The 24,676-nt window shown below is 74.4% G+C and carries 21 protein-coding genes; 12 read left to right on the plus strand and 9 right to left on the minus strand.

From position 1 onward, the window contains the following. Positions 1–55: 55 nt before the first annotated feature. Positions 56–3,445: a TM0106 family RecB-like putative nuclease gene (locus tag AB0M59_RS00820; protein WP_364606345.1), complete on the plus strand. Its 3,390-nt coding sequence runs from the start codon at positions 56–58 to the stop codon at positions 3,443–3,445. Between the two features lie 21 nt (positions 3,446–3,466). Here the strand turns inward: AB0M59_RS00820 and AB0M59_RS00825 are convergent, their stop codons facing one another. The 5 genes from AB0M59_RS00825 to AB0M59_RS00845 all read right to left on the minus strand — a co-directional run bounded on the left by AB0M59_RS00825 (position 3,467) and on the right by AB0M59_RS00845 (position 9,706). After that, entirely contained in the window at positions 3,467–3,826 is a 360-nt protein-coding gene (locus AB0M59_RS00825; protein WP_364606348.1) for a hypothetical protein, read from the minus strand. Between the two features lie 80 nt (positions 3,827–3,906). Next, positions 3,907–4,251 (minus strand): hypothetical protein, encoded by a 345-nt coding sequence (locus tag AB0M59_RS00830; RefSeq protein ID WP_364606350.1) that lies wholly within the window; start codon positions 4,249–4,251, stop codon positions 3,907–3,909. A 31-nt stretch (positions 4,252–4,282) separates the two neighbouring features. After that, the gene (locus AB0M59_RS00835; RefSeq protein WP_364606352.1) at positions 4,283–6,748 is read right to left on the minus strand and encodes a PEP/pyruvate-binding domain-containing protein; all 2,466 of its coding nucleotides are present in this window, start codon (positions 6,746–6,748) and stop codon (positions 4,283–4,285) included. A gap of 68 nt (positions 6,749–6,816) precedes the next feature. Beyond that, positions 6,817–8,673 carry a LuxR C-terminal-related transcriptional regulator gene (locus tag AB0M59_RS00840; RefSeq protein WP_364606355.1) on the minus strand — a complete coding sequence of 619 codons (1,857 nt, stop codon included), beginning with the start codon at positions 8,671–8,673 and terminating at the stop codon, positions 6,817–6,819. Then, positions 8,624–9,706 (minus strand): AAA family ATPase, encoded by a 1,083-nt coding sequence (locus tag AB0M59_RS00845; protein ID WP_364606358.1) that lies wholly within the window; start codon positions 9,704–9,706, stop codon positions 8,624–8,626. Before AB0M59_RS00845 ends, AB0M59_RS00840 begins: the two co-directional genes overlap by 50 nt. 280 nt (positions 9,707–9,986) lie before the next feature. Here AB0M59_RS00845 and AB0M59_RS00850 point away from each other — a divergent pair, with 280 nt between their 5' ends. After that, the gene (locus AB0M59_RS00850; protein WP_364606361.1) at positions 9,987–11,306 is read left to right on the plus strand and encodes a GH25 family lysozyme; all 1,320 of its coding nucleotides are present in this window, start codon (positions 9,987–9,989) and stop codon (positions 11,304–11,306) included. Between the two features lie 35 nt (positions 11,307–11,341). Beyond that, a complete protein-coding gene (locus AB0M59_RS00855; RefSeq protein WP_364606364.1) occupies positions 11,342–12,070 on the plus strand; it encodes a D-Ala-D-Ala carboxypeptidase family metallohydrolase in 729 nt (242 codons plus the stop codon). A gap of 145 nt (positions 12,071–12,215) precedes the next feature. On the opposite strand, the gene AB0M59_RS00860 is transcribed toward AB0M59_RS00855, so the two are convergent. Next, positions 12,216–13,196 (minus strand): helix-turn-helix domain-containing protein, encoded by a 981-nt coding sequence (locus AB0M59_RS00860; RefSeq protein WP_364606367.1) that lies wholly within the window; start codon positions 13,194–13,196, stop codon positions 12,216–12,218. 176 nt (positions 13,197–13,372) lie between these two features. Then, positions 13,373–14,734 carry a DUF2867 domain-containing protein gene (locus tag AB0M59_RS00865; RefSeq protein WP_364606370.1) on the minus strand — a complete coding sequence of 454 codons (1,362 nt, stop codon included), beginning with the start codon at positions 14,732–14,734 and terminating at the stop codon, positions 13,373–13,375. 196 nt (positions 14,735–14,930) lie between these two features. Here AB0M59_RS00865 and AB0M59_RS00870 point away from each other — a divergent pair, with 196 nt between their 5' ends. From AB0M59_RS00870 to AB0M59_RS00895, 6 genes are all read left to right on the plus strand, one after another. Further along, a complete protein-coding gene (locus tag AB0M59_RS00870; protein ID WP_364606373.1) occupies positions 14,931–15,815 on the plus strand; it encodes an oxygenase MpaB family protein in 885 nt (294 codons plus the stop codon). Beyond that, positions 15,812–16,660: a MerR family transcriptional regulator gene (locus AB0M59_RS00875; protein ID WP_364606376.1), complete on the plus strand. Its 849-nt coding sequence runs from the start codon at positions 15,812–15,814 to the stop codon at positions 16,658–16,660. Before AB0M59_RS00870 ends, AB0M59_RS00875 begins: the two co-directional genes overlap by 4 nt. Positions 16,661–16,803: 143 nt before the next feature. Then, a complete protein-coding gene (locus AB0M59_RS00880) occupies positions 16,804–17,967 on the plus strand; it encodes a TIGR01777 family oxidoreductase (protein ID WP_364606379.1) in 1,164 nt (387 codons plus the stop codon). A 2-nt stretch (positions 17,968–17,969) separates the two neighbouring features. Further along, the gene (locus tag AB0M59_RS00885; protein ID WP_364606382.1) at positions 17,970–18,170 is read left to right on the plus strand and encodes a DUF1731 domain-containing protein; all 201 of its coding nucleotides are present in this window, start codon (positions 17,970–17,972) and stop codon (positions 18,168–18,170) included. Next, a complete protein-coding gene (locus tag AB0M59_RS00890; RefSeq protein ID WP_364606385.1) occupies positions 18,167–18,643 on the plus strand; it encodes a TspO/MBR family protein in 477 nt (158 codons plus the stop codon). The genes AB0M59_RS00885 and AB0M59_RS00890 overlap by 4 nt, the downstream gene beginning before the upstream one ends. Before the next feature lie 11 nt (positions 18,644–18,654). Beyond that, complete coding sequence (locus AB0M59_RS00895) at positions 18,655–19,581, plus strand: SDR family NAD(P)-dependent oxidoreductase (RefSeq protein ID WP_364606388.1); 927 nt, start codon at positions 18,655–18,657, stop codon at positions 19,579–19,581. Between the two features lie 13 nt (positions 19,582–19,594). On the opposite strand, the gene AB0M59_RS00900 is transcribed toward AB0M59_RS00895, so the two are convergent. Next, positions 19,595–20,206 (minus strand): hypothetical protein, encoded by a 612-nt coding sequence (locus AB0M59_RS00900; protein WP_364606391.1) that lies wholly within the window; start codon positions 20,204–20,206, stop codon positions 19,595–19,597. Then, on the minus strand, positions 20,203–21,351 hold the full coding sequence (locus AB0M59_RS00905; RefSeq protein ID WP_364606394.1) for an alpha/beta hydrolase fold domain-containing protein: 1,149 nt from the start codon (positions 21,349–21,351) through the stop codon (positions 20,203–20,205). The genes AB0M59_RS00900 and AB0M59_RS00905 overlap by 4 nt, the downstream gene beginning before the upstream one ends. A gap of 76 nt (positions 21,352–21,427) precedes the next feature. On the opposite strand from AB0M59_RS00905, the gene AB0M59_RS00910 reads away from it, so the two are divergent. From AB0M59_RS00910 to AB0M59_RS00920, 3 genes are all read left to right on the plus strand, one after another. Further along, entirely contained in the window at positions 21,428–22,339 is a 912-nt protein-coding gene (locus AB0M59_RS00910) for an LLM class flavin-dependent oxidoreductase (protein WP_364606397.1), read from the plus strand. Beyond that, positions 22,327–23,223: an AraC family transcriptional regulator gene (locus tag AB0M59_RS00915; protein ID WP_364606400.1), complete on the plus strand. Its 897-nt coding sequence runs from the start codon at positions 22,327–22,329 to the stop codon at positions 23,221–23,223. Before AB0M59_RS00910 ends, AB0M59_RS00915 begins: the two co-directional genes overlap by 13 nt. Before the next feature lie 69 nt (positions 23,224–23,292). Next, entirely contained in the window at positions 23,293–24,675 is a 1,383-nt protein-coding gene (locus tag AB0M59_RS00920) for an FAD-dependent oxidoreductase (protein WP_364606403.1), read from the plus strand. Position 24,676: the final 1 nt, after the last annotated feature.

The following is a 24,676-nucleotide window of genomic DNA, read 5'->3' on the forward strand; positions in this document are numbered from 1 at the left end:
GTGTCCGCCCCGGTCTGCTCCGACCGGGTGTGCGGCCGTGTCAGACTTCCCGGCGATGCACACCCCAGCCGATCTCGCCGACCTGCTCGAATGCGAACACCGGAGCGTCCTGAACCAGGCCGCGGGCCTGCCGGGCGCACCGCGGCCCGTTCCCGATCCGGCCGCCGGCCGGCGTGGGCGCGCGGCGGCGCAGGCGATGCTCGCCCGCCTGCGCGGTGAAGGTCACGACGTCTTCGAGATCGACACCCGGGACCGCGTCGCCGCCGCCGAGACCACCGCGGCGGCGTTGTGGTCGGGCGCGGCGGTGATCCACCAGGCCGTCCTCCACGACGAGGACTTCTCCGGCGTGGCGGACTTCCTGATCCAAGACGGCGAAGGCCGCTACGAGGTCTACGACTCGGAGCCGGCCCGGCAGGCGAAGCCCGCCGCGGTGGTCCGGCTGACCGCGTTCGCGGACGCGCTGCGCCGGGCCGGCTGGCCGACCGGCCCGCACGTGCACCTGCGCCTGGGCGACGGCGGCACCCGGACGTTGCGGGTCGAGGACTTCCGGCCCCTCGTGGACCGGCTGCGAGCCCGGCTGCGCGACCGTACGCCGATGCTGCCGACGCGGCTGTGGGCCGACGAACGCCCGGCCTGCGCCGGCTGCGGGTACGCCCGCCACTGCGCGTCGGCCCGGGAAGCCGACCGCGACCTCCTGCTCGTGGCCGGGATGCGCGGCGACCAGCGCCGCAAGCTGGTCGCCGCCGGGCTGGGCTCCATCGAGGCGCTCGCGGCGGCGACGCCGGGCGACCGGCCGCGGGACCTGTCCGTCACCGCGTTCACCACCCTGCGGGCGCAGGCCGCGCTCCAGCTGCGGCAAGACACCACCGGTCAGGTCAGCTACGAGGTCGTCGACCCCGACGCGCTGGCGGCGCTGCCGGCACCCGCGCCGGGCGACGTCTTCGCCGATCTCGCGGGTGATCCGCACGCGCTGGCGGGCGAAGGGCTGGAGTTCCTCTTCGGTGCGCTCACCCCGGACGGCGACCGGCGGTTCACCCCGTTCTGGGCGCACAGCCGCGCCCAGGAGAAACGGGCCTTCGAGGAGTTCGTGGACTTCGCGGCCGCGCGGGTCGCCGAGCACCCCGGCGCGCACGTCTACCACTACGGGCCGTACGAGGTCACCGCGATCAAGCGGCTCGCCGCCGTGCACGGGACCCGCGAGGAGACCGTCGACCAGCTGCTGCGCGGGGGCGCGCTGGTGGACCTGCACACGGTGGTCCGCAAGGCTTTGCGGGTCTCGCAGCGGTCCTATGCGATCCGGCACCTCGAACCGCTGTACCGGCCCGGCACCCGCGAGGGTGACGGGAAGACCGCGCTGTCGGACGTCGAGGCGTACGAGGAGTACCTCCTGCTCGCGCGGTCCGCCGAGCCGGGCCGCGCGGACGAGGTCCTGCGCGGCATCGCCGGGGACAGCGAGGAGGACTGCGTCTCGGCGCTGCGGTTGCTCGAGTTCCTCCACCAGGTCCGGGCCGACGGGGGCATCGAGCTCGCGGCCCCGGCGGAGGAGTCCCCCGAGGACGCGCTGCTGCGCGCGGCGGAGGAGGACGTCGCCGCGGAGCGCCGGGCCGAACGCGCCGCGCGGCTGGCCGCGCTGGTCGACCCGCTGCTCGACGGGCTGCCGGACGACCCGGGCGAGTTCACCGGCGACGAGCGGGCCCGCGCGCTGGTTGCGGCGGCCGTCGGCTACCACCGCCGCGAGACGAACCCCGCGTGGTGGGAGTACTTCCGCCAGCTGGCCGCCCCGCTCGGCGACCTCGAGGTCGACACCTCGTGCACCGTGCCGGTGTCGCTGGAGGCGGGGGAGTGGGTCCCACCGGCCGGGCGGGTCCGCACCGCGAAGCGGACCCTGGTCCTGGCGTGCGACCCGGACCGGCCGCACCCGTTCGCGCCGGGCGACGAGGTGCGGCTGCGCTACGCCGGAACCACCCGCGACGCCAAGGTCGCGGCCGCGTCGGCGGTGGAGCTGACCCTGGAGGAGAGCTGCCCGCCCGACGCGACCACCGCCGACCGGCCGGTCGCGGTGCTGCCCGGCAGCCCGGTGCGGCCCTCGCCCAAGGACGAGGCGGTCGCCGACCTCGCGCAGCTGGTCGTCGACGCCCTCCCGGTGCTGCCGCGCCATCCCGGTGTCGACCTGCTCCGGCGGACCCCGCCGCGGCTGCGCGGGGGAACGCCCCTGCCGGAGCCGGGGACGGACCTGATCGCCGCGGTGATCGACGCGGTCGAAGCCCTCGACGGCTCGACGCTCGCGGTGCAGGGACCGCCGGGGGCGGGCAAGACGTTTCTGGCCGGCAAGCTGATCGCCCGCCTCGTGCGGGCCGGGCGCACCGTCGCCGTGACCTCCACCAGCCACAAGGCCGTGGAGAACGTGCTGAGCGCGGCGAAGAAGAGCGCACCGGACCTGCCGTGCGCCAAGCGCGCGAAGCGGACCCCGGACCCGGCCGCGCCGTGGGAACAGCCGAAGAGCAACCCGGCGCTGGTGAAGTGGCGGGAGGAGCACGACACCGGGCACCTGGTCGGCGGCACGGCGTGGACGTTCGCCAACGCCGCGGTCCGCGAGGAACCTTTCGACCTGCTGATCATCGACGAGGCCGGCCAGTTCGCCCTGGCCGACGCGCTGGCGGTGTCGATGTGCGCCAAGAACCTGCTGCTGCTGGGCGACCCGCAGCAGCTCCCGCAGGTGGTGCAGGGGACGCACCCGGCGGGCGCGGAGGCGTCCGCGCTGGGCCACCTGATCGGCGAGGCCGACATCATGCCGGCGGCGCTGGGCTACTTCCTCGACGAGACGCGGCGCATGCACCCCGCGGTGTGCGAGCCGGTGTCGGACCTGTCCTACGCCGGCCGCCTGCGCGCCCACCCGTCGGCCGCCGAGCGCGCCCTCGAGGACATCCCCGCCGGGCTCTACCTGGCCGAGGTCGACCACCACGGCAACACGACCCGCTCGGTCGAGGAAGCCGCGGCGGTCGTCGACATCGTGGCGGCGTTGAACGGTCGCCTGTGGACGGACCACGGCCGCACCCGCCCGCTGGCCGACACCGACATCGTCGTCGTGGCCCCGTACAACCTGCAGGCGCGGACGGTGACGCGGGCGTTGGCGGACGCCGGTTTCCCGGGCGTGCGGGTGGGCACGGTCGACCGCTTCCAGGGCCAGGAAGCCCCGGTGGTGATCACGACCATGACGTCGTCCTCGGCGCTCGACCTGCCCCGCGGCCTCGACTTCCTGTTGTCCCGCAACCGCTCGAACGTCGCGCTCTCGCGGGCCCAGGTCCTGGCGGTCCTGGTGTGCTCGGCCAAGCTGGTGGAAGCGGACATCCGCACGGTGGAGCAGATGCGGCTGGTGGCGGGCATGATCGGCTTGATGAGCGGGGCCCGGCGCTGGCCCGCCGGCCTCCCGCCCGCCGGACGGTGACCGGCGAGCGGGCGGCTGTGCTCAGCCGAGCTGTTCGTAGATCTTGACCGAGTAGAACAGCCAGTGGTCGTTGCTCGCGTTGCGCAGAGCCCAGTTGTGCCAGCCCTGAGCCTGGACGACGTCGGTGAACTCCACGTCGGCGTCGCCGCCCGCGACGGTGACCGGCGGGCGGTCGTTGAGCCGGTAGGTCGTGGTCGTGGTGACGTCGGTGGTGAGGTGGAAGACCACCTTGTAGGTGTGCGGCCCGGCATCCGGAACCGCGTACATCGGCACCGCGCTCTGGTTGACGGTCGTGCCCAGCACACGCGGATTGAAGTTCACCAGGATCGGGGTGAACGCGTAGACGCCGTAGAGCACCAGTTCGCTTCGGGGCGCCTCCACGTGGGCCGGGTCGAGCGTGGCGAGCAGCGACCACGTGACGGCCGGCGTGGTCCCTCCTTGGGTGTAACGGTTGTCGGGCGTCAGGCCACTTGGAAGACCCGCCCTTCGCTTTCCCACGTGGACCGGCTCGCCGGGTGGTCGAGATCCACGGTGTCCCCTTTGAGGAAACCGATGGGCGGCGGCGTGAAAGGCCCGTGCGACAAGACCCCCGTGTACTTCCCCTTCGTGCCGTTGTTCCACGTGATGACGATTTCGAAGTTCGGTCCCCGGACGAATCCGGTCGCCTCCAGGCTCTGCACGGAACCGCTGGAGTGCGAAGCGAACGCCTTCAGCCGGTCCTGGTCCTGGTCGATGTCCACCAGCACCCGGAACCCGTTGCGCTGCACCATTTCCCAGCGGCCACCGACTTGCAGGAACGGTCCCATGACTGCCTTCTTCCCTGGTTGGGCGAACAGGTCACCGGACGATCCGGACCTGGCCTTTCGTGCCGTCCACGGTGACGACCTGGCCGTCGTGCAGCCGCGTGGTGGCGTCGCCGGTGGCCACGACGGCCGGTACGGCGTATTCCCTCGCGATGATCGCCGGGTGGGACAGGGTTCCGCCGGCGTCGGTGACCAGCGCGCCGACGCTCGGGAACACCACCGACCAGACGGGCGAGGTCATCGGGCACACCAGGACCTCGCCGGCGCACAACCGGCCGAGCCCGGTTTCGTCGTGGATCACGCGGATCACGCCGGTGTAGCTGCCGGGTGACGCGGCGATCCCGCGCACCACCCGCTCGTCGGTGCCCTGTTCCGGCACGGGGGCGAGGATCCGGTCGAGGGTCCAGAGGAACCCTTCGTTGGCGAACCGCGCTTCCGCGGGCAGGGAGGTCATCGACGGCGGTGGTGGCGGTGGGGTGCCGTAAGCGGCGGGACCGGGGTGGGCCATGGCCCAGATCCGCTCGCCGGCCCGCCGCGCGGCCAGTGCGTGCAGGTCGTCGCCGAGCCGCAACGCTGCCAGCAGTTCGGGTGGGCGCAAGTGGAAGGCGGCCATGGGGCCGGGGAGCAGGCCGCGGCGCGTCAGCCGCCTGCCGAGCTCCAGCACCCCGCGGCGCACCAGCGCGCCCGGGGCGCTGACGGTGTGGAACTCGTTGTCCTCGCGCACCGGGTAGGCCGCGAGGGCGCGGGTCAAGGCGGTTTCGAACCGCTCCCGGTCGGCCACGTCGTGGCCGGCGAGGACGGCCCGCGCTTCGGTGGCGGCAGCGGCCCGCCGCCCGGCCAGCTCCTGGTCCCGCGCCCGGGGGTCGTAGCCGGCGGCCAGCTGGTGGCGCAGCAGCGCGAGAACCAGGTCGGGCCGCTCGTCGATGGCGGGCTCGGCGAGTTCGTAGCTCAACGTGCGGCAGCAGTACCGGCGCAGGTAGCCGGTGAACCGCGCGGCGAAGTCGGCGTCCTCGGCGAGGACGTCCGACGCCGGGTCCTCGACGAGCCGGCGCAGCCGGGGGCGGGCGGCGACGTGGGCGGCGAGCTCCGCCAGTGCGCGGGCCGGCTCGGTGGAGCGCACCGAGGTGCCGGCGACGAGCCGCAACCACGACTGGTCGTCCCAGCCGAGCAGCTCCCGGCAGGCGAGCGCGAGCTCACGGAGCACCATCGCCAGCGCCAGGTGGAGCCGGAAGTGGAGTGACAAGCCGAGGCCGAACAGCCTCAGCGCCGACTCGACGTGCCGCACGAGCGCGTCGTCGTCGAGCAGGCCGAGATCGATGTCCCGCAGGGTGGCGGCGCAGGTTTCGAGGCGCGGCCGCCACTGGCCGGTCCACAGGTCGATGTGGTGCATCGGGAGGTCGGCCCGGATCGCCGCGACGCACGTGCGCACCCGCCGCCGCAGCACCGGAACCAGCCGGAAGGCGAGCGGCACGGCCCAGTCCGGCAACCGGACCGGGTCCCGGCCGCCGAGCGGGACGACCCGCAGGTACTCCAGGCCACCGATGTCGCGCAGGTCCACCCCGTCGATGAGCAAGCCCAGCTCGGCGACCGCGGTCCGGATCGCCGTCATCCGCGGCTGGTAGGCCGCGTGGGTCAGCCTCGTCCACGGCAGTGGCGCGTGGCTGCTCTCCCGGGTCCAGTAGCCGGGCGGTACTTCGACCGGCAGCGGCACCGGGGCGACGGGCAGCGCGGTCACCGGTCGTGCCTGCAGGAGCACCACTTCGCCGTCCGCGATGGCCCACTCGACGTCCTGGGGCGAGCCGCGCAACCGTGCTGTGGTGCGGGCGAGTTCCGCGACGGCGAGCGCCGAGCCGGGATCGAGCGCGGCCTCGGCGCCCGGCTCGCGGTCGGCCCGGCCGGCGCGGACCGTCCACCGCTCCGGCGTCACCTCGCCCGAGACCATCCGCTCGGCCAGGCCGGGCACGGCGTCGATCACCACGACGTCCCGCTCGCCGGTGACCGGGTCCGCGGTGAACGCCACGCCCGCGGCGGCCGCGGGCACCATCGGCTGCACCAGCACCGCCATCGCCGGGTCTTCGCCCGCACCCCCCGAGTAGGCGACGACCCGGTCACCGAAAGCGGACGTCCAGCACCGCAGCACGGCCGCCCGCAGCGCGTCCGCGCCCCGCACGCGGAGCACCGTGGAGTACTGCCCCGCGTAGGAGGCGCCGGGCAGGTCTTCGGCGACCGCGGAGGAGCGGACGGCGAGCGCGACGTCACCCCACGGCCGGACCGCCTCGACGAGCGTGGCGAGCACGTCGCCGGGCAGTTCGAGCGGCGCGGCCGGCGGCTCACGGGCGGCGGCCACCGACCGCGCGAACACCCCGGCCGGGATCACCACGCCCGGGGGCACCGGCAACCCGTGCGCCGCCAGCGCCGCGAGCGTGGCGGCCTTGGTGCCGGCGAGGTGCCTGTCGGTGGCCTGCGCCAAGGGGAGCAGGACGGCCTGGGACGTCGTCATCGTGGACTCCTCGCGAATCGGGTGAGTCCACCGTCGCCGACTACGCCGGGAGCGCGGCATCGGCCGGACTACGTATTTCCGGGCAGCCGCTCGAGTACGTAGCGGGTGAGCGCCGTGCGGGAGCCGAAACCGAGCCGGCCGTAGATGTTCTGCAGGTGGGTGGTGACCGTCCGCTTGCTGATGAACAGCCGTCCGGCGACTTCGGCGTTGGACAGGCCCTGCGCGACGAGCCGGGCGACTTCTTCTTCGCGTTCGCTCAGCTCGCTCGGCCTGGCCCGGGTGGGGCGGGACACCGGGTGCTGCCCCAGCCGGCGCAGCAGCTGCCTCGCCCGGTCCGCCTGCGGCCGCGCGCCCAGCTCGTCGAGCACCTCGACGCACCGGGTGAGGCCGGCCGCCGGTTCGCGCCGGTCCGCTCGCAGCTCCACTCGGTCCAGCCGGGCGACCGCCTCGTCGTAGATCATCCCCGCGGTGGCGAGGCGCTCGACGGCCGCGTCGAGCGACGCCGGGTCGCGGGTGATCCGGCCCCGCAGCCACAGCGCGAGCGCGGCCGGGTACCGCACCTCGTCGCCCAGCGCCTCGAGCCGGTCCGCCGCCTTGCGCGCGGTCACGACGTCGTCGACGTCCAGCGCCGCGTGCCCGAGCATGGCCAGCGCGACCGGCAGGAGAACGGGCCGGCCGGCGACGAGGGCGGCGGCCGGGCCCAGCGCGGCCGCCGCGCCGTCGCGGCCGAGGACGACCTCCACGCTCACGTGGTCCAGGACGGTGGAGACCCGCCGGTCGACGTCCGGCCAGTCCCCGTAGCCCGCCCGGGCCTCCGCGACCCGGCTTTCGGCGTCGTCGAACCGGCCGCGCCGGGCGAGCAGCAGGCCCTGCAGCGCGAGCCCGAACGCCGCGCCGCGGGCCATGCCGACCCGTTGGGCCAGCTCCAGGACGTCGAAGGAGCGGGCCATCGCGTCGTCCCAGTGGCCGCGGAACAGGTCCGCGAAGCCGAGCAGCAGCAGCGGGACGACCTCCAGCGTCGGCACCCCGGCCCGCCGGGCCCCGCCCAGCGCCCGGGTCGCGTGGGCCCGGGCCAGCGCGAGGTCACCGCCGTTGAGCAGGAGCATGAAGACCGACCGGGTGGCCAGCTCCGTCAGCACCGGATCCTGGAGCTCGTCGGTCTTGCGCACCAAGGTATCCACCCCGGCGAGGCCGGTGCGGAAATCGCCGCCGGTGAACGCCGCCGCGATCCGGTGGACGTCCGCGCTCACCCGGTCACGCCTCGACCCCGTCGCTTCGACGAGGTGATCCAGCTCGGCGATCAGCCGCCGCTCGGCGGCGGTGTCGCCGCGGCGGCCGGCGGCCCGCACGCGGGCCTCGGTGACGGTCAGGTGGTCCGGGCCGGGCGGCACGCCGACGAGGGCTCCGGCGGCCAGCGCCAGGTGCGCCTCGGCGGCGTCGACGTGGCCGAGTTCCCACTCCGCCATGGCGGCGTCGGCCACGCACCGCGCCCGGGTCCGGACGTCGTCGCCGGCCAGGTCCGCCGCGGCCAGCCAGGCGTTCCGGGCGTCCTCCGGCCGGCCGGCGAGCCGGCTGGCCTCGGCCAGCAGCCGCGTCAGTTCGCCGACGACCACCTCGGTGCGGCCGAGCCGGGTCGCCGCGGCGATGGCGGCGCGCGCGTTCGCCGCCGCCTCGTCGCCCCGTCTCGCCGCGATCGCTTCGCGGACCGCGCGATCCAGGATGTCGAAGGCCTGCGCCGCCGCCAGTTCTTCGCCGGCGGCACGGACGTGGAACGCCAGAGCGCGCAGGTCGCCGGGAGCGGTGTGCAGCACGGCACGGGCGGCCGCCGCGTGCCGCTCGCCGCGGGCGGCCGCGGGGAGCAGGTCGTAGGCCACCTCACTGAGCAACGCGTGCGTGACCCGGTACACCACCGCGCCCTCGAGCACCCTGCTCGTCGACCAGGTGCGCGGCCCGCAGCCGGGCGATCCCGTCGAGCAGCAGGGCGTCGTCGGCCACGACCTCGCGCAGCAACGCGTGGGTGACGCGGCCGCCGAAGACGGCCAGGACCTCCAGCACCGGGCGCGCGGGGGCCGGCAGGGTTTCGATGCGGCCGCGCAGCAGATCCCCGACCACGCGGGGCATCGGGGCCAGGTCCCCGGCACCGAGCACCCACCGGTCGCCGGAGCGCGCCAGCGTGCCGCTGTCGACCAGCGCGCCGACCAGTTCCTTGACGAACAGCGGCACTCCGCCGGCCCGGCCGGTCAGTGCCCGCAACAGCGCGGCGGGCGGCTCGCCGCCCAGCAGCGCCCGCGCCAGCGAGCCGACCGCGTCCTGCCCCAGCGGCCGCAGGGTGAGCTCGGTCAGCACGTCGCTGCGCCGCAACGCGGTCAACAGCTCCCGGACCTCCCGCCGCGACTCGCCGGGACGGCAGGTGAAGACGAACAGGATCGGACGGTCGGCCAGCCCCCGGATCAGGTAGTGGAAGACGGCGAGGGATTCGGAGTCGGCCCACTGCAGGTCGTCGACCAGCACGGCCAGCGGCCCCCGCCGGCTCGCCCGGCGCACCAGGCCGCACACCGCTTCGAACAGCCGGGTGCGCTCCAACCCCGCGTCGCCGAGCGCCGCGGGGCGGGCGACGGGGAGACCGTCGAACAGCCGGGCCAGATCGCCCAGCCCGTCGACGAGCGCGGCGACGTCGGCGGCGGGCCCGTGCACCAGCGGCCGCAAGGCTTCGACCACCACGGCGTAGGACAGGTCGCGCTGCAGCGGTGCCCCGCCGGCGCGCAGTCCGGTGAAGCCGTCCGCCCGCGCCCGCCGCAACGCGGCCGCGGCCAGCCGCGACTTCCCGATCCCGGCCTCACCTTCGACGACCACCACGGCGGCCCCACCGGTCCGGACCCGGCCGGCGCACTCGACCAGCCGTCGTAGTTCCCGATCCCGGCCGACCAGCGGAACATCCGCGTGCACGGTGACGGCCACGGCGATTCGCCTCCTCAGACCCCGGAACCGCGCTCCCGTCGAAATTCCGGGGGTAACACGATCACACATCGGTGCGGCGATTCCGGTGAATCGCCGACGCGATTCCCCTGGTCGGACGAGCGATCCGGCGATTCCCGGGCGGTGCCGCTTTCCCGGGGCGTCCCAGCGACGTCCCACGGGGGTGGCGTTCCCGCTGGTCCGGCGGGGTGGGACTGTCCCGGCATCCCGAGTCGGTCGCCGACCGGCGACCGGCGGGGCGAGCACTGCCAGCCTCCTCGTCATGCAAAAACTCGCTCTGGCCGTCGCGGTGCTGCTGGTGGTCCCCGCCGCGGCCGCAACCGCGGTCGCGGCCGAACCCGTCGCGGTGTGCGGGCACACCAGTGCCCAGCCCACCTTGAAACAAGGGGCGACCGGCACCGAGGTCGCCGAGGCGCAGTGCGAACTGAACCTGGCGACCAAGGCGAGCAGGTACACGCCCATCGGCGCGGACGGTTCCTTCGGCGCGGCGACCGACGCCCGGGTGCGCGTGTTCCAGCGGTGCGCCGCCCTGAGCGTGGACGGGCAGATCGGGCCGAACACGTGGGCCGCGCTGAACTCGTGGTCCGCGAAGCCGAAGAAGTGCGCCACCCAGGGCACGGCGGACACCGCGCAAAGCGTGGTGTGCGGGCTTTCCACGGCCCGGCCGACCCTGCAGAGCGGTTCCACCGGCACGGACGTCAAGGAACTGCAGTGCCGGCTGAACCTCGCCATGGAGCCGGGCCACTACCCGCCGCTGACGGTGGACGGCAACTTCGGTGACGGCACCCGCAACCGGGTGATCCAGTTCCAGCACTGCGTCAACGCCAGTGCCGACGGCGTTGCCGGGCCCACCACCTGGGCGAAGGTCGCCGACTGGTCGAGCCGCAACACCTACTGCACGCCACCGAAGCCCGCCGGGCGCCCGATCGACGGCGTGGACACCGCGAAGTACCAGCACCCCGGTGGCGCGCCGATCAACTGGGGCGCGGTGAAGGCGTCCGGGGTCGAGTTCGCGACCGTCAAGGCGACCCGCGGCCTGAACACCACCGACGAGTACCTGGCCACGGACCTGCCCGCCGCCCGCAACGCCGGCCTGGCCGTGGGGCCGTACCACTTCTACACGGGCACGGCGGCCGGCACCGGCGGCGCGCAGGCGGACCGGTTCATCGCCGCGGTGCGGGCCACCGGGTACACCGGCAAACGCGCCGGCGACCTGCCGCCCGTGTTCGACCTGGAGTGGAAGGACGACGGGTCCGGCGGCTGCCCGCCGTTCGTCACCGTCGCCGACGCCAAGGCGTGGCTGGACAAGGTCCAGGCGGCGTTCGGCCGGACCCCGATCATCTACACCCAGAAGTCGTTCCTGGACGCGTGCCTGGGCGGCACCACGGCGCTCGCCGCGTATCCGATGCAGCTCGCCGACTACCGCCAGTCCGTCACGCAGCCGGCGCTGCCCGCCGGGTCGAAGACCTGGCTGATGTGGCAGTACACCGACGCGGCCATCCCCGACGGCATCCCCGCGCCGGCGACCGGGGACGTCTTCAACGGCACCCAGGCCGATCTCGACCAGCTCGCGAACCGCTGAATCCCCGCTAGGAAAGGACGAGAATGAGTCTCCCCATGAGTCGCCGCACGGCGCTGCGCGGCGCGGCGGTCATCGGCACGGCCGCGGTGATCAGCCCGCTGCTGCTGTCCGGCACCGCCCAGGCATACACGTGGTCTCGCACCCTCGTGCAGGGCAACACGGGCGCCGACGTCACCGAACTCCAGATCCGCGTCGCGGGCTGGGCGGCCGACTCGCCCAGCCACAGCCGGGTCTCGATCGACGGCGAGTTCGGTGCGGGAACGGCGGCGGCGGTCCGCCGGTTCCAGGCGGCCTACGGCCTGGGCGCGGACGGCCAGGTCGGCCCGGCCACCCAGGCCGCGCTCAACGCGCTGGAGCAGAGTGACGGGTCCACCGCGCACTTCAACTTCAGCGAGTTCACCGACCGGGTGAGCGGCACCTTCAACGGCGGCAAGGTCAGCGCGGCCACCGCCAAGGAGAACGCCCGCCGCTGCATGTACAAGCTGGAGGCGGTGCGCAAGAAGCTCGGGAACAAGGCGATCACGGTGAACTCCGGGTTCCGCAGCATCGCGCACAACGCGGAGATCGGCGGGGCCAGCGACAGCATGCACATGTACGGCACCGCGGCCGACCTGGACGTGCCGGGCGTGGCCAACAAGACCGTCTACCAGAAGGCCGAGACCAGCGGGTTCTCCGGCCTGGAGACCTACAACACCGACCACCAGCACGTGGACAGCCGGGCCGACCTCGGCCGCGCGTGGTGGTGGGAGAACGGGACCGTCTGACCGGCGACTGGGGGTCTGACGCCGGAAACCCGCCGAACTCCGCGGGTTTCCGGCGTCGGCGATCCCCGGACGTGCCGCGAAGCCCGCGTCCTCGGCCCGCTCCCCGGGCCGCCTCCTTGGAGGGCGCGGGCTTCGCCCTGTGCGCTCAGTGCGACTGGGGGTTCTGCAGGGCCGCAGAGCAGGACGGCCAGTCGTGGAAGTCGTGGTGCGCGCTCCACAGGCGGTGCGCCGCGTCGATGTTCCAGACCGGGTCGAACGCCTGTCGCGGCGTGCCGCCCAGGTCCAGCAGGCGGGCGTCGGAGATCTGGAAGACGCCCCAGTTGCGGCTGCCGTTCGTGTTCGGCAGCACCCACAGCGGATCGAGGAACGAGGCGCAGCGGGCGATCGCGACCGCGGTGTCCGGCGCTTCGGTGAACACGGCCCGGACCCGCTGTTCCACCATGGCCGCCGACCAGCCCGCGAGGCTCGTCCGGCGGTCGTACAGCGCGTTCTTGGTGGCCTCGTCGACCACGCCGCGCGCGGGCAGGCCGGCCAGCACCTGGAACGCGGTGACCCGGCGCAGCGTCTCCGGGCCGAACGAGCCGTCGACCGCCAGCCGCCCCTGGGCCGCCACCAGCAGGTTCTGCACCTCGGTGACGCACTCGTCGTGCTGGCCCATGCTCACCGGCGGCTGGCAGGCGGCGGAGAACAGCATCCGGTCGGCGTACCGGCCGGCGGCCGGCCCGGGACGGTCGGCGGTGGCCCAGGCCAGGCCGCCGGCCAGCAGGGCCACGATCGCGATGGCCGCCGCCGCGGACCAGCGTCTGCGAGGCGGCCGCGCGAGGTCGTCGCCGGGTGCGGCCGACGGCGAGGTCTCGACCTGCTCCGGCGATACCTCGTCGACCCGGCCGGCGTCGGCCAGGGCCCACAGCTGGTGCAGTTCGCGCAGCTCCTCCGCGGACGCGCCGCAGACCTTGGCGAACGAGTGGACCACGCGGTAGTCGGCCGGCACGCTCTTGCCCGAGCAGTACCTGTGCAGGCTGGAGCCGCTGGCCCCGGCCTGCCTGCCGAGACGTTCGTAACCCTGCCCGCTGCGGTCCTTCAACATGCGCAGGTAGGCGGCGAACTTGTCCGTGTGCACTGTCACGGTGACTGGAACACCTCGCTCGGGCAGCGGATGACGGACGGAAGTTAACACCGTCCCGTCTTACACCGGGCGGAAACCGACGGATTGGGCCACTCGGCTGATCACGCCCGGCCGTGTGGTCGTCCGGCTCCCTCGGTCGTAGTGTCGCAGGGACGGCCAGAGCTGTGCCCAGTCAGTCAAGATTGCCCGGCCGCGCGGACGATCGAGCGCGCGAGCAGGCCGAACACGAAGTCGTGTCCGGGTTTCTGGACACGCCAATACATTTCGCCGAACAGGCCGGTCGGCGTGAAGCGGACCCGTTGCCGCAGCCGCGTTCCCTCGCCGGCGGGTTCGGCGCGCAGGGTCAGCTCCGCGTCGCCGGGCAGCCGCATTTCGGCGCCCAGGACCAGTTCGCGGCGGGTGTCGTCGCGGTGGCGGACGGTCCAGAAGTCCAGCACGTCGCCGGGGACGGGCCGCGGCGAGCGGCCGCGGTAGAGCCCCACGCCGCCGAGCGCGTGGTCCAGCACGCCGCGCAGCGCCCACGCGGGCCCGGGCGGGAACCGGCCGTCGGCGCCGCCCAGGTGGGTGATCACGTCCCACACCGCGTCGGGGCCGGCGGACGTGTAGCGGGTGTGCTCGCCGACGTGCGCGCGCCCTTCCGGAGTGGCGGCGGCCGGGGCGCCGAGTGCGGCGCGCAGGGCGTTGTCGAGGCTCGTCGGGCCGCCCGGCGGGGGCGGCAGGACCGCCTCCGCCGGCGTGTCGGCGGGCAGCAGGTCGTGGTCGAGGGAGCTGAACAGCGGTCCGGCCACCGACGCGGGGACCGGCGAGGTCAGGCCGGCCACCAGCGCGGCCTGGTGCGACCACAGCGGGGCGGGCACCGCGAGCGCCGCCGGCCGGCGCAGGACGCGCCCGCACCGCCGCACCAGGTCGTGGTAGCTGATCCGCTCCGGACCGCTCACGTCGAACCGGCCGCTCACGGGCGCGACGCCGACCGCTGCCCGCAGGTAGTGCCGGACGTCGGCGAGGGCGACCGGCCGGCTGTGGCGGGCGGTCCACCGCGGCCGCGGCCGGATCGGGAGCCGGGCCGTGCGCGCCAGCAGTTCGAGCCCGGCGGAGCCGCGCCCGAGGATCATCGACGCCTGCAGCACGAGGGCCGGGACCGGGCCGGCGAGGAGGATGCCGGCGACCTCGGACCGCGAGGCCAGGTGCGCCGACGTCGCCGCGGCCGGCCGCGGGCCGCCGAGGTAGACGAGCTGCCGGACACCGGCCTCGGCGGCCGCCGCGACGACGCGTTCGGCGATGACGCGGTCGCGGCCGGCGAAGTCCGGTTCACGCAGGGAGTGCACCAGGTGAAAGACCACGTCCGCGCCGGCCATGACGGCCTTCAGCGCGGCGGGATCGGCGGCGTCCCCGCGCGTCACCTCGACGGGTCCGGGGAAGCGGTGCCGCGGCGAGCGGGCCAGCACCCGCACCGGGTGGCCGGCGGCGGTGAGATCGTCGACGAGCGCCGTGCCCACGAACCCGGTGGCGCCCAGCACCGCGCATCGCCGCTCGTTCACCACTCGTGAGCCACCTTCCGCACCGACGCAGGGTCGATGCAAACGTAGGCCGGTCGGCCGCCTGCCGCCGACCGCGCAGTGGCCCGCCCGGCCCGGAAGCCGGGGAGGATGACTTCCTGAGCGGAAAAAGCGCAGCTAGACTGCGTGCCTGCCCCGGAGAACGCCCGTCCGGGTCTGCATCGCATCTGGAGCGCGTATGGCGACGATTTCACCACCGGGGATGTCCGCGGTGCGCGCCCAGGTCCGTGACGCGCTCTTCGCGCGGGTCGCGGGTCCGGACGGCCCCCGCAACCGGGCGCGCATCCACGACAGCCCCGGGCCGCGCTGGTTCGAACCGGACAGCCCGATCCGCCGCGTGCACGGGGACACCTCGATGTTCGTCGGCGGCCTGCGGGCGCTGCTCCTGCAGTCGCTGCACCCCCTCGCCATGGCCGCCGTGGCCGCGCACTCCGGGTACCGCGGCGACCCGTGGGGGCGGCTGCAGCGCACCAGCACGTTCCTCGCCGTGACGACGTTCGGCACGGCCGGCGACGCCGAGGAAGCCGTCCGGGTGGTGCGGGGCGTGCACGGCCGCGTGGCCGGGACCTCCCCGGACGGGCAGCCGTACCGGGCCGCCGATCCGCACCTGCTGACCTGGGTGCACATCGCCGAGATCGACAGTTTCCTGCGCGCCCACCAGCGTTACGGCGCGCACCCCCTCGACGACGAGGGCTGCGACCGGTACATCGCCGAGACCGCGGTGATCGCCCGCAAGCTCGGGGTGCCCGAGCCGCCCCGGACGCGGTCGGAGCTCGACGACGCGCTCGCCGCGTACCGGCCGGAACTGCGCGGGACCACGGAGGCGCGTCAGGCGGCGCGGTTCTTGCTCCTGACCCCGCCGATCCCGTGGGCCGCGCGGGTGCCGTACGCCGTGCTGGCCGCTTCGGCGGTCGGGATGCTGCCGGCGTGGACGCGGCCGCAGCTGCGGGTGCCGTACGCGCCCTTGGCGGAGGCGACGGCGGTGCGCTTGGCCGGGCGTGCGCTGGTCAAGGCCGTGCGGTGGGCGATGACCGCGCCGCTGGCCGCCGACCGGGCCGCGTGAACACGGCGGGGACGCGATCGCTCGGCTCGAGCGAGGTCGCGCGGGCGCTGGGCGTCTCGCAGGTGACCCTGCGCACCTGGGAGCAGCGGTACGGGATCGGCGCCACGCTGCGCGAGGAGAACGGCCGCCGCCGGTACACGCCCGGGGACGTCGAGCAGCTGCGGCGCATGCGGGCGTTGCAGGCCCAGGGGACCGGCGCGCGCGAAGCCGCCCGGCTGGTGCTGTCCCGCTCCGCGGCGGCCACGACCGCGCACCAACGCCGGGAAGGGCTCGCCGAGGCCGCCGAGCTCCTCGACCTGCCGGCGATGGGCGGCCTGGTCGACGACGCGCTCGGCAGCCTCGGCGTCGCGAAGACGTGGACCGACGTCGTCGCACCGGTTCTGCGCGCGATCGGCGAACGCTGGGCCCGCCGCGGCGACCGCAACGCGATGGCCGCGGAATGGGCGCTGGCCACCGCGGCGTCCGGCGCGCTGGACCGGTATCCGGCCCCCGCGCCCGCCCGGACGGGGCAGGCGCCGGTGCTGTTCGTGTGCGGGCCCGCGGAGCGCCACGAACTGCCGGTCAAGATGCTCAGCGCGGCGTTGAGCGACAACGGCGCGCCCGCGATGTTCCTGGGCGGACTGGTCTCGCTCGACGTCCTGCGCGTGCTGTCCGCGCGGTTCGTCCCGAGGGACGTCGTGCTGTGGTCGATGACTTCGCAGTCCGCGGACGTGCGGATCCTGCACGCGCTGAGTGCCGAGGGGGTGCCGGTCCGGCCGGCCGGACCGGGCTGGCGGGGGCTGCCGACGGCGGGCGAACCCCTGCCGCCGTCCTTCGCCGGGTCTCTGGCGGCCTTCGGCGGCTGAGCGCGGTCCTGCGGTGTTCTCCAGCGCCGAGATGCTCGCGCCTGCATCGAAGATGCATCGATGATTGCGGACTGATTCGGCGACTTTCGGCCGGACTGGCTACCGTGGAGCTGGCCTGAGTCGAATGTGCATCGGAGGAGCGGATGAGCGTGGAGTTCGCCGGCGTCGTGCCCGCCCCGCTGGACGAGGTGTTCGCCTGGCACGGCCTGCCCGGCGCGATCACCCGGCTCACGCCGCCGTGGCAACCCCTGCGCGTCGGCGCGGAGGCGGACTCGCTGCGGGACGGCACGGCCCGGCTCGTCCTCCCCGGCGGGCTGCGCTGGACGGCGGCGCACGAGGCCGCCGGCTACCGGCCGCCGCACCAGTTCGTCGACCGGCTCGCCACTCCGCTGCTCGGGAAGGCGTTGCCGTGGCGGCACACCCACCGGTTCGAAGCCGACGGCCCCGACCGCACGGTGATCACCGACCGGGTCGAGACGCCGCTGCCGGAGTCGTTCCTGCGCGCGATGTTCGCCTACCGGCACCGGCAGCTGGCCGACGACCTGACGGCGCAACGGCGGTACTGGCACGAGCCGCTGACCGTCGCCGTGACCGGCGCGAGCGGTCTCGTCGGCTCGGCACTGACCGCGCTGCTGACGACCGGCGGTCATCGCGTGGTCCGCCTGGTGCGCCGGGACGCCCGCACCGCCGACGAACGGACGTGGCGGCCCGAAAAGCCGGACGAGAAGCTGCTCACCGGGATCGATGCGGTGGTGCACCTGGCCGGCGCCTCGGTGGCCGGCCGGTTCGACGACGGCCACCGGCGCGCCGTGCGCGACAGCCGCCTCGGCCCGACCCGCGCGCTCGCCGAGCTGGCCGCCCGCACGCCCGACGGCCCCGGCGTGTTCGTCTCGGCGTCCGCGGTCGGCTACTACGGCCCGGAACGCGGCGACGAGCTTCTCGGCGAAGACGCGCCCCGTGGCGACGGCTTCCTCGCCGACGTCGTCGACGCGTGGGAGGCGGCCACCGCGCCCCCGGCCGAGGCGGGGATCCGCGTGGTCCGGGTGCGCACCGGGCTGGTGCTCAGCCCGCGCGGCGGCCTGCTGCGGCTGCAGTACCCGCTGTTCGCGGCCGGACTGGGCGGGCCGCTCGGCGCCGGCCGGCAGTGGACGCCGTGGATCGGCATCGACGACCTGACCGACATCTTCCTGCGCGCCCTGACCGATCGCGCGCTCGCCGGCGCGATCAACGCGGTGAGCCCCATCCGGTGCGCAACGCCGACTACACGCGAGCGCTGGCGCGGGTCCTCGCGCGTCCGGCGGTGCTGAAGGTGCCCCGCTTCGGCCCGAACCTGATCCTGGGCCGCGACGGCGCGCGGGAACTGGCCTTCGCCGACCAGCGCGTCCGGCCGGACCGGCTGATCGAGGCCGGGCACGTGTTCCGGCATCCCCGTCTGGACGACGCGCTCGCCCACCTCCTCGGCCGGGCTCCTTTCCCAGCCGCCCGCCCGACCGTAGGAGAACCGGTATGACGACCGTGCACCGTTCCGCTCCCGCGCCGATCGTGCTGGCGGGGTTCGTGGCCGCCGTGGCCGTGGTCGCCGCGGTCGGCAGTCTCGCCGCCACGCGGTCGCGCTCTGTCTACGAAGGGCTGAACCAGCCCCCGTGGGCGCCGCCCGGCTGGCTGTTCGGTCCGGTGTGGACGGTGCTCTACCTCCTGATCGCCGTGTCCGGCTGGCTGTTCTGGCGTGCGGGCGGTACCCGGCGCGAGTTCGCCTGGTACGCGGCCGGCTTGGTGCTGAACGCGGCGTGGACGCCGTTGTTCTTCGCGGCCGGCGCCTACACCTCGGCGCTGGTGGAGATCGTGGTGCTGGACCTCGTGATCGTCGGGACGGCGCTGGTGTTCCGCCGCCGCTCGACGGCCGCCGCGGCGCTCCAGTTGCCCTACCTGGCCTGGACGTTGTTCGCGACGTCGCTCAACGCCGCGATCGTCGTGCTGAACTGAGGGGCGCTTGATTGCTCGACTGTTCCGTCGTCCTCGGCTACTCGCGCGTGGGTCACCTGCTGCGCCGGCGGACCTGGCCGGCCGTCGCACCGGACGCCCTGCGCGGCCGGGTCGCGCTCGTGACCGGGGCGAGCTCCGGACTCGGCGAGGCCACCGCGGCCGGGCTGGCCCGGCTCGGCGCCGCGGTCGTGCTGGTCGTCCGTGACCTCGGCCGTGGCGAGGCCGCGCTCGCCCGCGTCCGGGCGGCGGTGCCGGCGGCTTCCCTCCGGACGGCTCGGTGCGACCTGGCCGACTTCGCGTCGGTCCGGGAGTTCGCCGCGGGGGAGTCGCGGGTGGACATCGTCGTGCACAACGCCGGGGTGCTGCCGCCGGAACGCGCGGAAAGCGTGGACGGGCACGAAACCACGTTGGCCACGCACGTGCTCGGACCGCTGCTGATGACCGAACTGCTCCTCCCGGCGTTGCGCGCTTCCGCCGACGCGCGCGTGATCCTGATGTCGTCCGGCGGGATGTACACGCAGTCCCTGGCCGCCGCCGACCCGGAGTACCGCACCGGCCGCTACCGCGGCGCGACGGCCTACGCGCGGACCAAACGCATGCAGGTCGAGCTGACGCCGTTGCTCGCCGAGCGTTGGCGCGCGGACGGCGTCGCGGTGCACAGCCTGCATCCCGGCTGGGCTGACACGCCGGGGCTTTCGGCTTCGTTGCCGGCTTTCCGGCGGCTCGCCGGGCCGTTGTTGCGGACGCCGGCCGAAGGCGCGGACACGGCGGTGTGGCTCGCCTCGACCCGGCCGGGTCCGGAGCCGGGACGGTTCTGGCACGACCGGCGGGAGCGCCCTCGGCACCTCCTGCCGGGTACCCGGCCTGAGCCGGACGAGGTGAAGAGCTTGCTCCGGTACTGCTTGGCTGCGACGGGTTTGTCCGTCACCGCCGAGTAGCCGCGGCCCGCGCTCACCGGCGCACGAGTTCACGCCCCAGGTCGTCGCGCAGGTGGACTTCGACGAACACCCGCAGGTAGCGGTCGTTCGCCAGCTCGTCGAAGGCGTCCACCAGGGACTGGTCCGGTTCGCCGGTGAGGTGCACGATGCGCCACAGGTTGAGCGGGGCGTCCTCCGGGCCGGCGACGGAGTGCTCGACGTGGAAGAGCGGCTGTCCGGCGCCCGCGGTGAAGACGCGGCCGTCCGGGGCCTCGAAGCGTTCGGCGCCGATGAAGAACGCGCGCCGGTGCTCGTGGTCGAGGCGCACGTGCTCGATGATCGTCGCGAACCGATCCGGGTGGGCCCACAGGCGCTGGTCGGACACGCGCGTGAAGTCCTCGAAGCGGCCGTGGCGCACGCTCGGGAACTTCTCGGCGCTGCCCGCTTTCACGACCGTCGGGATGTACTTGTCCGGCGCCGCGGCCTTGCGCACCTCCATGTCCCACAGCTGCGCGCCGGTGTAGGCGAACGGCGGCCGCACGTCGTAGCGCTCGCGCAGGACGTCGTTCACCGGGATCGCCGGCAGCTCGACCGACGTCGTTCCCGGCGCGGTCCACGCCTGCTCGAAGATCTCTTCGTGGTTCACGCCTGCCCCGCAACGATTTCGTGGATGAAGCCGGTGACTTCCGCCCACACCGGGTGACCCGGCCGGACGACGTCGAAGTGGGTGCCGCCCTCGACCTCGACGTAACGGGCGCGGCCGCCCTCGGCGGTGACCTTCTCGGTGTAGCGACGGCTCCAGTCGGCGGGCACGGCCTCGTCGGCGGTGCCGTGCACGGCCAGCACCGGGACACCCGCGCCGGCCAGCTCCAGCGGGGACGTCCACGCGAAGTGCCCGTCCACCAGCAGTGGCACGATCCCGTCGCCGACGGCGGCCGCGACGCCCGCCCACGCTTCGGGCCGGGCGGGCTCGGGCGCGTCCTTCGGCGGCTCGGCGCCGGGGTCGGCGAGAATCTTGCCGAAGCCCGCCGCGTCGGCCGCCTTCAGGTCGAGCGCGCCGGCCAGCTCGACCAGGCCGATCGGCGTGATCTTGGGCAGGGCGCCGGGAGCCTCGGGCGGGAGCACGCCGCGGTGGGCGGCCCACGTGGCCAGGTGCCCGCCGGCGGAGTGGCCGAGGAGGACGACGCGGCCGGTGTCGAGCGCCGGGTCCATGCCGTCGAGGGCGTCGATCGCCGCGGCGACGTCGAGGAAGGTGCCGGGCCAGCCGCCGCCCGGCTCGCCGATCCGGCGGTACTCGACGTTCCACACCGCGTAGCCCCGGGCGACGAGGTCGTCGGCGACGTCGGTGATCTGGCGGCGGTCCCACATGGCCGTCCAGTAGCCGCCGTGGACGACGGCCACGACGGGGAACGGGGCGTCACCTTCGGGCAGGTACAGCTCGCCGACCTGCGACGGCTCGGGGCCGTAGGCGACGGTGCGGACCCGGCGGGCGCCGTCTTCGGCGTCGTCGTAGCGCACGCCGCGCTCGGCGCCGACGAGCGTGCCGATCGTGGCGAAGAACGCCGCGATCGCGGGCCGGTTGGCGCCCTTGGCCTTCGACTCGTCCCACGCGGCGTCGTCGGTCCACTCGACGAAGTCCAGCCACGTCCGCGCGTCGAGGCGGACCAGGCGGGCGGCGAGGAAGCCGCGCCGGTCCTCCCGGAACGCCGCCACCATCCCCGGGCGTGCGGCCAGCATCGCCCGGGCGTTCTCCGGGTCCACGGTGAAGGTGGTCATCTCGATGACCGACATCGTCAGCTCCTCGGTCTGCGGTCCGACAAGTAGTCCAGATCTATGATAGTAACAAATTATGACTAAATCTGACGCTGTGGCGCGCGACACGCTACGGTTCGGCGTGTCGCTGATCCCGGCCCTCGACGTCGCGGCCGTGCGCGCTCGCGCGGTGGTCGCCGAAGAAGGTGGCCTCGACCTGGTCGGGGTCCAGGACCACCCGTACGTGCCCTCCTCCCTGGACACCTTCGTGGTGCTGGGCCACCTGCTGGCGGCCACGCGCCGGATCAGCGTCTTCCCGGACGTCGCCAACCTGCCCCTGCGCCCGCCCGCCCTGCTGGCGAAGACCGCGGCGGCGCTCGACGTGGTGTCCGGCGGCCGGTTCGAGCTGGCGCTCGGCGCCGGCGGGTACTGGGACGCCATCACGCGGATGGGCGTGCCCCGGCGCAGCTCGCGCGAGGCGAACGTCGCGCTGCGGGAGGCGATCACGGTCCTGCGCGCCCTGTGGTCGGACGACGCGGCGCCGGTCGAGACGGCGGGGGAGTACTACTCGCTCGCCGGCGTGCCCGCGGGACCGGCGCCCGCGCACCCGATCGAGATCTGGACCGGCGCCCAGGGACCGGAAGCGCTGGCTCTCACCGGCGAGATCGCCGACGGGTGGGCCGCGCCGATCGCCGCCTACCTGCCGTACGAGAAATGGGGCGAAGCCCACCGGCTGATCGACGAGGCGGCCGTCGCCGCGGGCCGTGACCCGGCGTCCGTGCGCCGGATCGCCCAGGTCGTCGGCACGATCACCACGGCGAAGGGCCGGCCGCGCCTCGACGACGGCGCCGCACCCGTGCGGGGAACCGCCGGGCAGTGGGCGGAAGTGCTGGCGCGGCTGGGCACCGAGCAGCCGTTCACCTCGTTCGTGTTCTGGCCGGAGCAGGAGACGACCGGCCAGATCGCCGCGTTCGCCGGCGAGGTGGTCCCCGAGGCCCGCCGGCTGCTGGAGTCATGGACAGCGTGAGCCGCCTCGTCCGGCTGGCGCGGCTGGACGGCGAGGTGGACGTCCGGTGCCTGCTGGCCGGACGCTTCGTCCTGGACAACCCGCCGGCCGGGCCGGGCATCGTGCCCTTCCACCTCGTCCTCGACGGCCGGTGCACCGTGACCTCCGGTGCCTCGGCCGTCCACCTGGGACCCGGTGACATGGTGCTGCTCCCGCACGGCGACGCGCACCGCGTGACGGCGACCGGGGGACCCCGGCTTCCCGTCGCCGAGGAGCCCGGAGCGGCGTTCCCGACGCGCCGGACGCCGGGCGCCGAACCGGTGGTGGACCTGTTCTGCGGCCACTACGGCTTCGACCCGGGCGCCGGCGCGTTGCTGTTCCGGTTGATGCCGCCACTGGTGCACGTCTCGCTCGACCCGCCCGCGCTCACGCTGGCCGAGGTCCTGCGCGGCGAAGCGCGCTGCGCCGGACCCGGGACGTCGGCGATCGTCGCGGCGCTGCTCGACGCACTGCTGGCGATGGCGCTGCGCAGCCGTCCCGAGCAGCGGCCGGCGACGCCCGGCCTCTGGACGGCGATGGGCGACGACGTGCTGGGCCGGGTGCTGGCGGACGTCGTCGAGCGGCCCGGCGAAACGTGGACGATCGACCGGCTGGCCGCCGAGGCGGCGATGGCCCGGGCCACGTTCCTGCGCCGGTTCACCGCCCGGACCGGGACGACGGTGGCCGCGATGGTGACGGCGATCCGGATGATGGTGGCCGCGGACCTGCTGACCCGCTCGGAGTACTCGGTGACGCGGGTCGCGAAGGAGGTCGGCTACCGGTCGGAGTCGGCGTTCGGCCAGGCGTTCCGGGCGGCGCTGGGCACGACTCCGGCCCAGTACCGCCGGGAAGCCGTGCGGCGCTGAGCCGATTCCGACGGAAAACGAGCCGGTGGCACGTGGCCGGATCGGGCGGGCCGCCGAATGATGGGACGCATGGAGGACACGCACTTCGATCTGCTCGTCATCGGGTTCGGCAAGGGCGGCAAGACGCTTGCCGCCACGATGGGCCGCCTCGGCAAGCGGGTGGCCATGGTCGAGCAGTCCGCCGAGATGTACGGCGGGACCTGCATCAACATCGGCTGCGTGCCGACGAAGGCGCTCGTCCACCACGCCGAGCACTCCGGTGCCGGCAGCCCCGGTGAGCGTCACCGCCAGGCGGTCGCGGACACGCGCGCGCTCACCAGCACCCTGCGCGGCAAGAACTTCGCCATGCTCGACACGATCGACTCCGTCGTGGTGATCACCGGCCGGGCGGAGTTCCTCGATGCCAAGACGGTCCGCGTCACCGCCGGCGACGACGTGCTCGAGCTCGGCGCCGACACGATCGTGATCAACACCGGCGCCGTGCCGGTGGTCCCGCCGATCCCGGGCCTGCGCGCGAGCGCGCACGTGCTCACCAGCACCGATCTCATCGACCTCGACCACCTGCCCAAGCGCCTGGCCATCCTCGGCGGCGGGTACGTCGGCGTGGAGTTCGCGTCGATCTACGCCCAGTTCGGCAGCGCCGTCACCGTGCTCGACGCCGGCCCGCGGATCATGCCGCGCGAGGACGACGACGTCGCGGCGGTGGCCACCGGGATCCTGCGCGGCGCCGGCGTCGAGTTCGGCCCCGGCGCCCACGTGACGAACGTGCGCGACATCGACAACGGCGTCGAGATCACCTACGAAGCCGGCGGCCGGACGCACACGCTGGCGGCCGACGAGGTGCTCGCGGCGACCGGCCGCGTCCCGGCGACCGGCGACCTCGGCCTCGGCCGCGCGGGGGTGCGCACCACGGCGTCCGGTGCGGTCGAGGTGGACGAGTTCCTGCGCACGAGCCAGCCGCACGTCTACGCGGTCGGCGACGTCAACGGCGGCCCGCAGTTCACCTACATCTCGCTCGACGACAGCCGGATCGTCACCGACCAGCTGACCGGCGACGGCCGGCGTTCTACCCTGGACCGGAAGTTCGTGCCGTACACGGTGTTCATGAGCCCGGCGCTTTCCCGCGTCGGCCTCACCGAACGCGAAGCCGTCGAACGGGGGCTGCCGGTGAAGGTCGTCGAGAAGGCCGTCGCGGACATCGCCGGGATGCCCCGGGCGAAGATCGTCGGCGACACCCGCGGGCTGATGAAGTTCGTGGTCGACCGCGTGACGGACGAGGTCCTGGGCGCGGCGCTGCTGAGCGTCGACTCCCAGGAGCTGATCAACGCGGTGACGCTGGCGATGCGCCACGGCGTGACCGCGAGCGAGCTGCGGGACGCCATCTACACGCACCCGTCGTCGACGGAGGCGTTCAACGAGGTCCTGGCGGCACCGCCGGTCCGCCAGGCGTGAC

The organism is Amycolatopsis sp. NPDC051371 (assembly GCF_040682155.1).
Lineage (GTDB): Bacteria > Actinomycetota > Actinomycetes > Mycobacteriales > Pseudonocardiaceae > Amycolatopsis.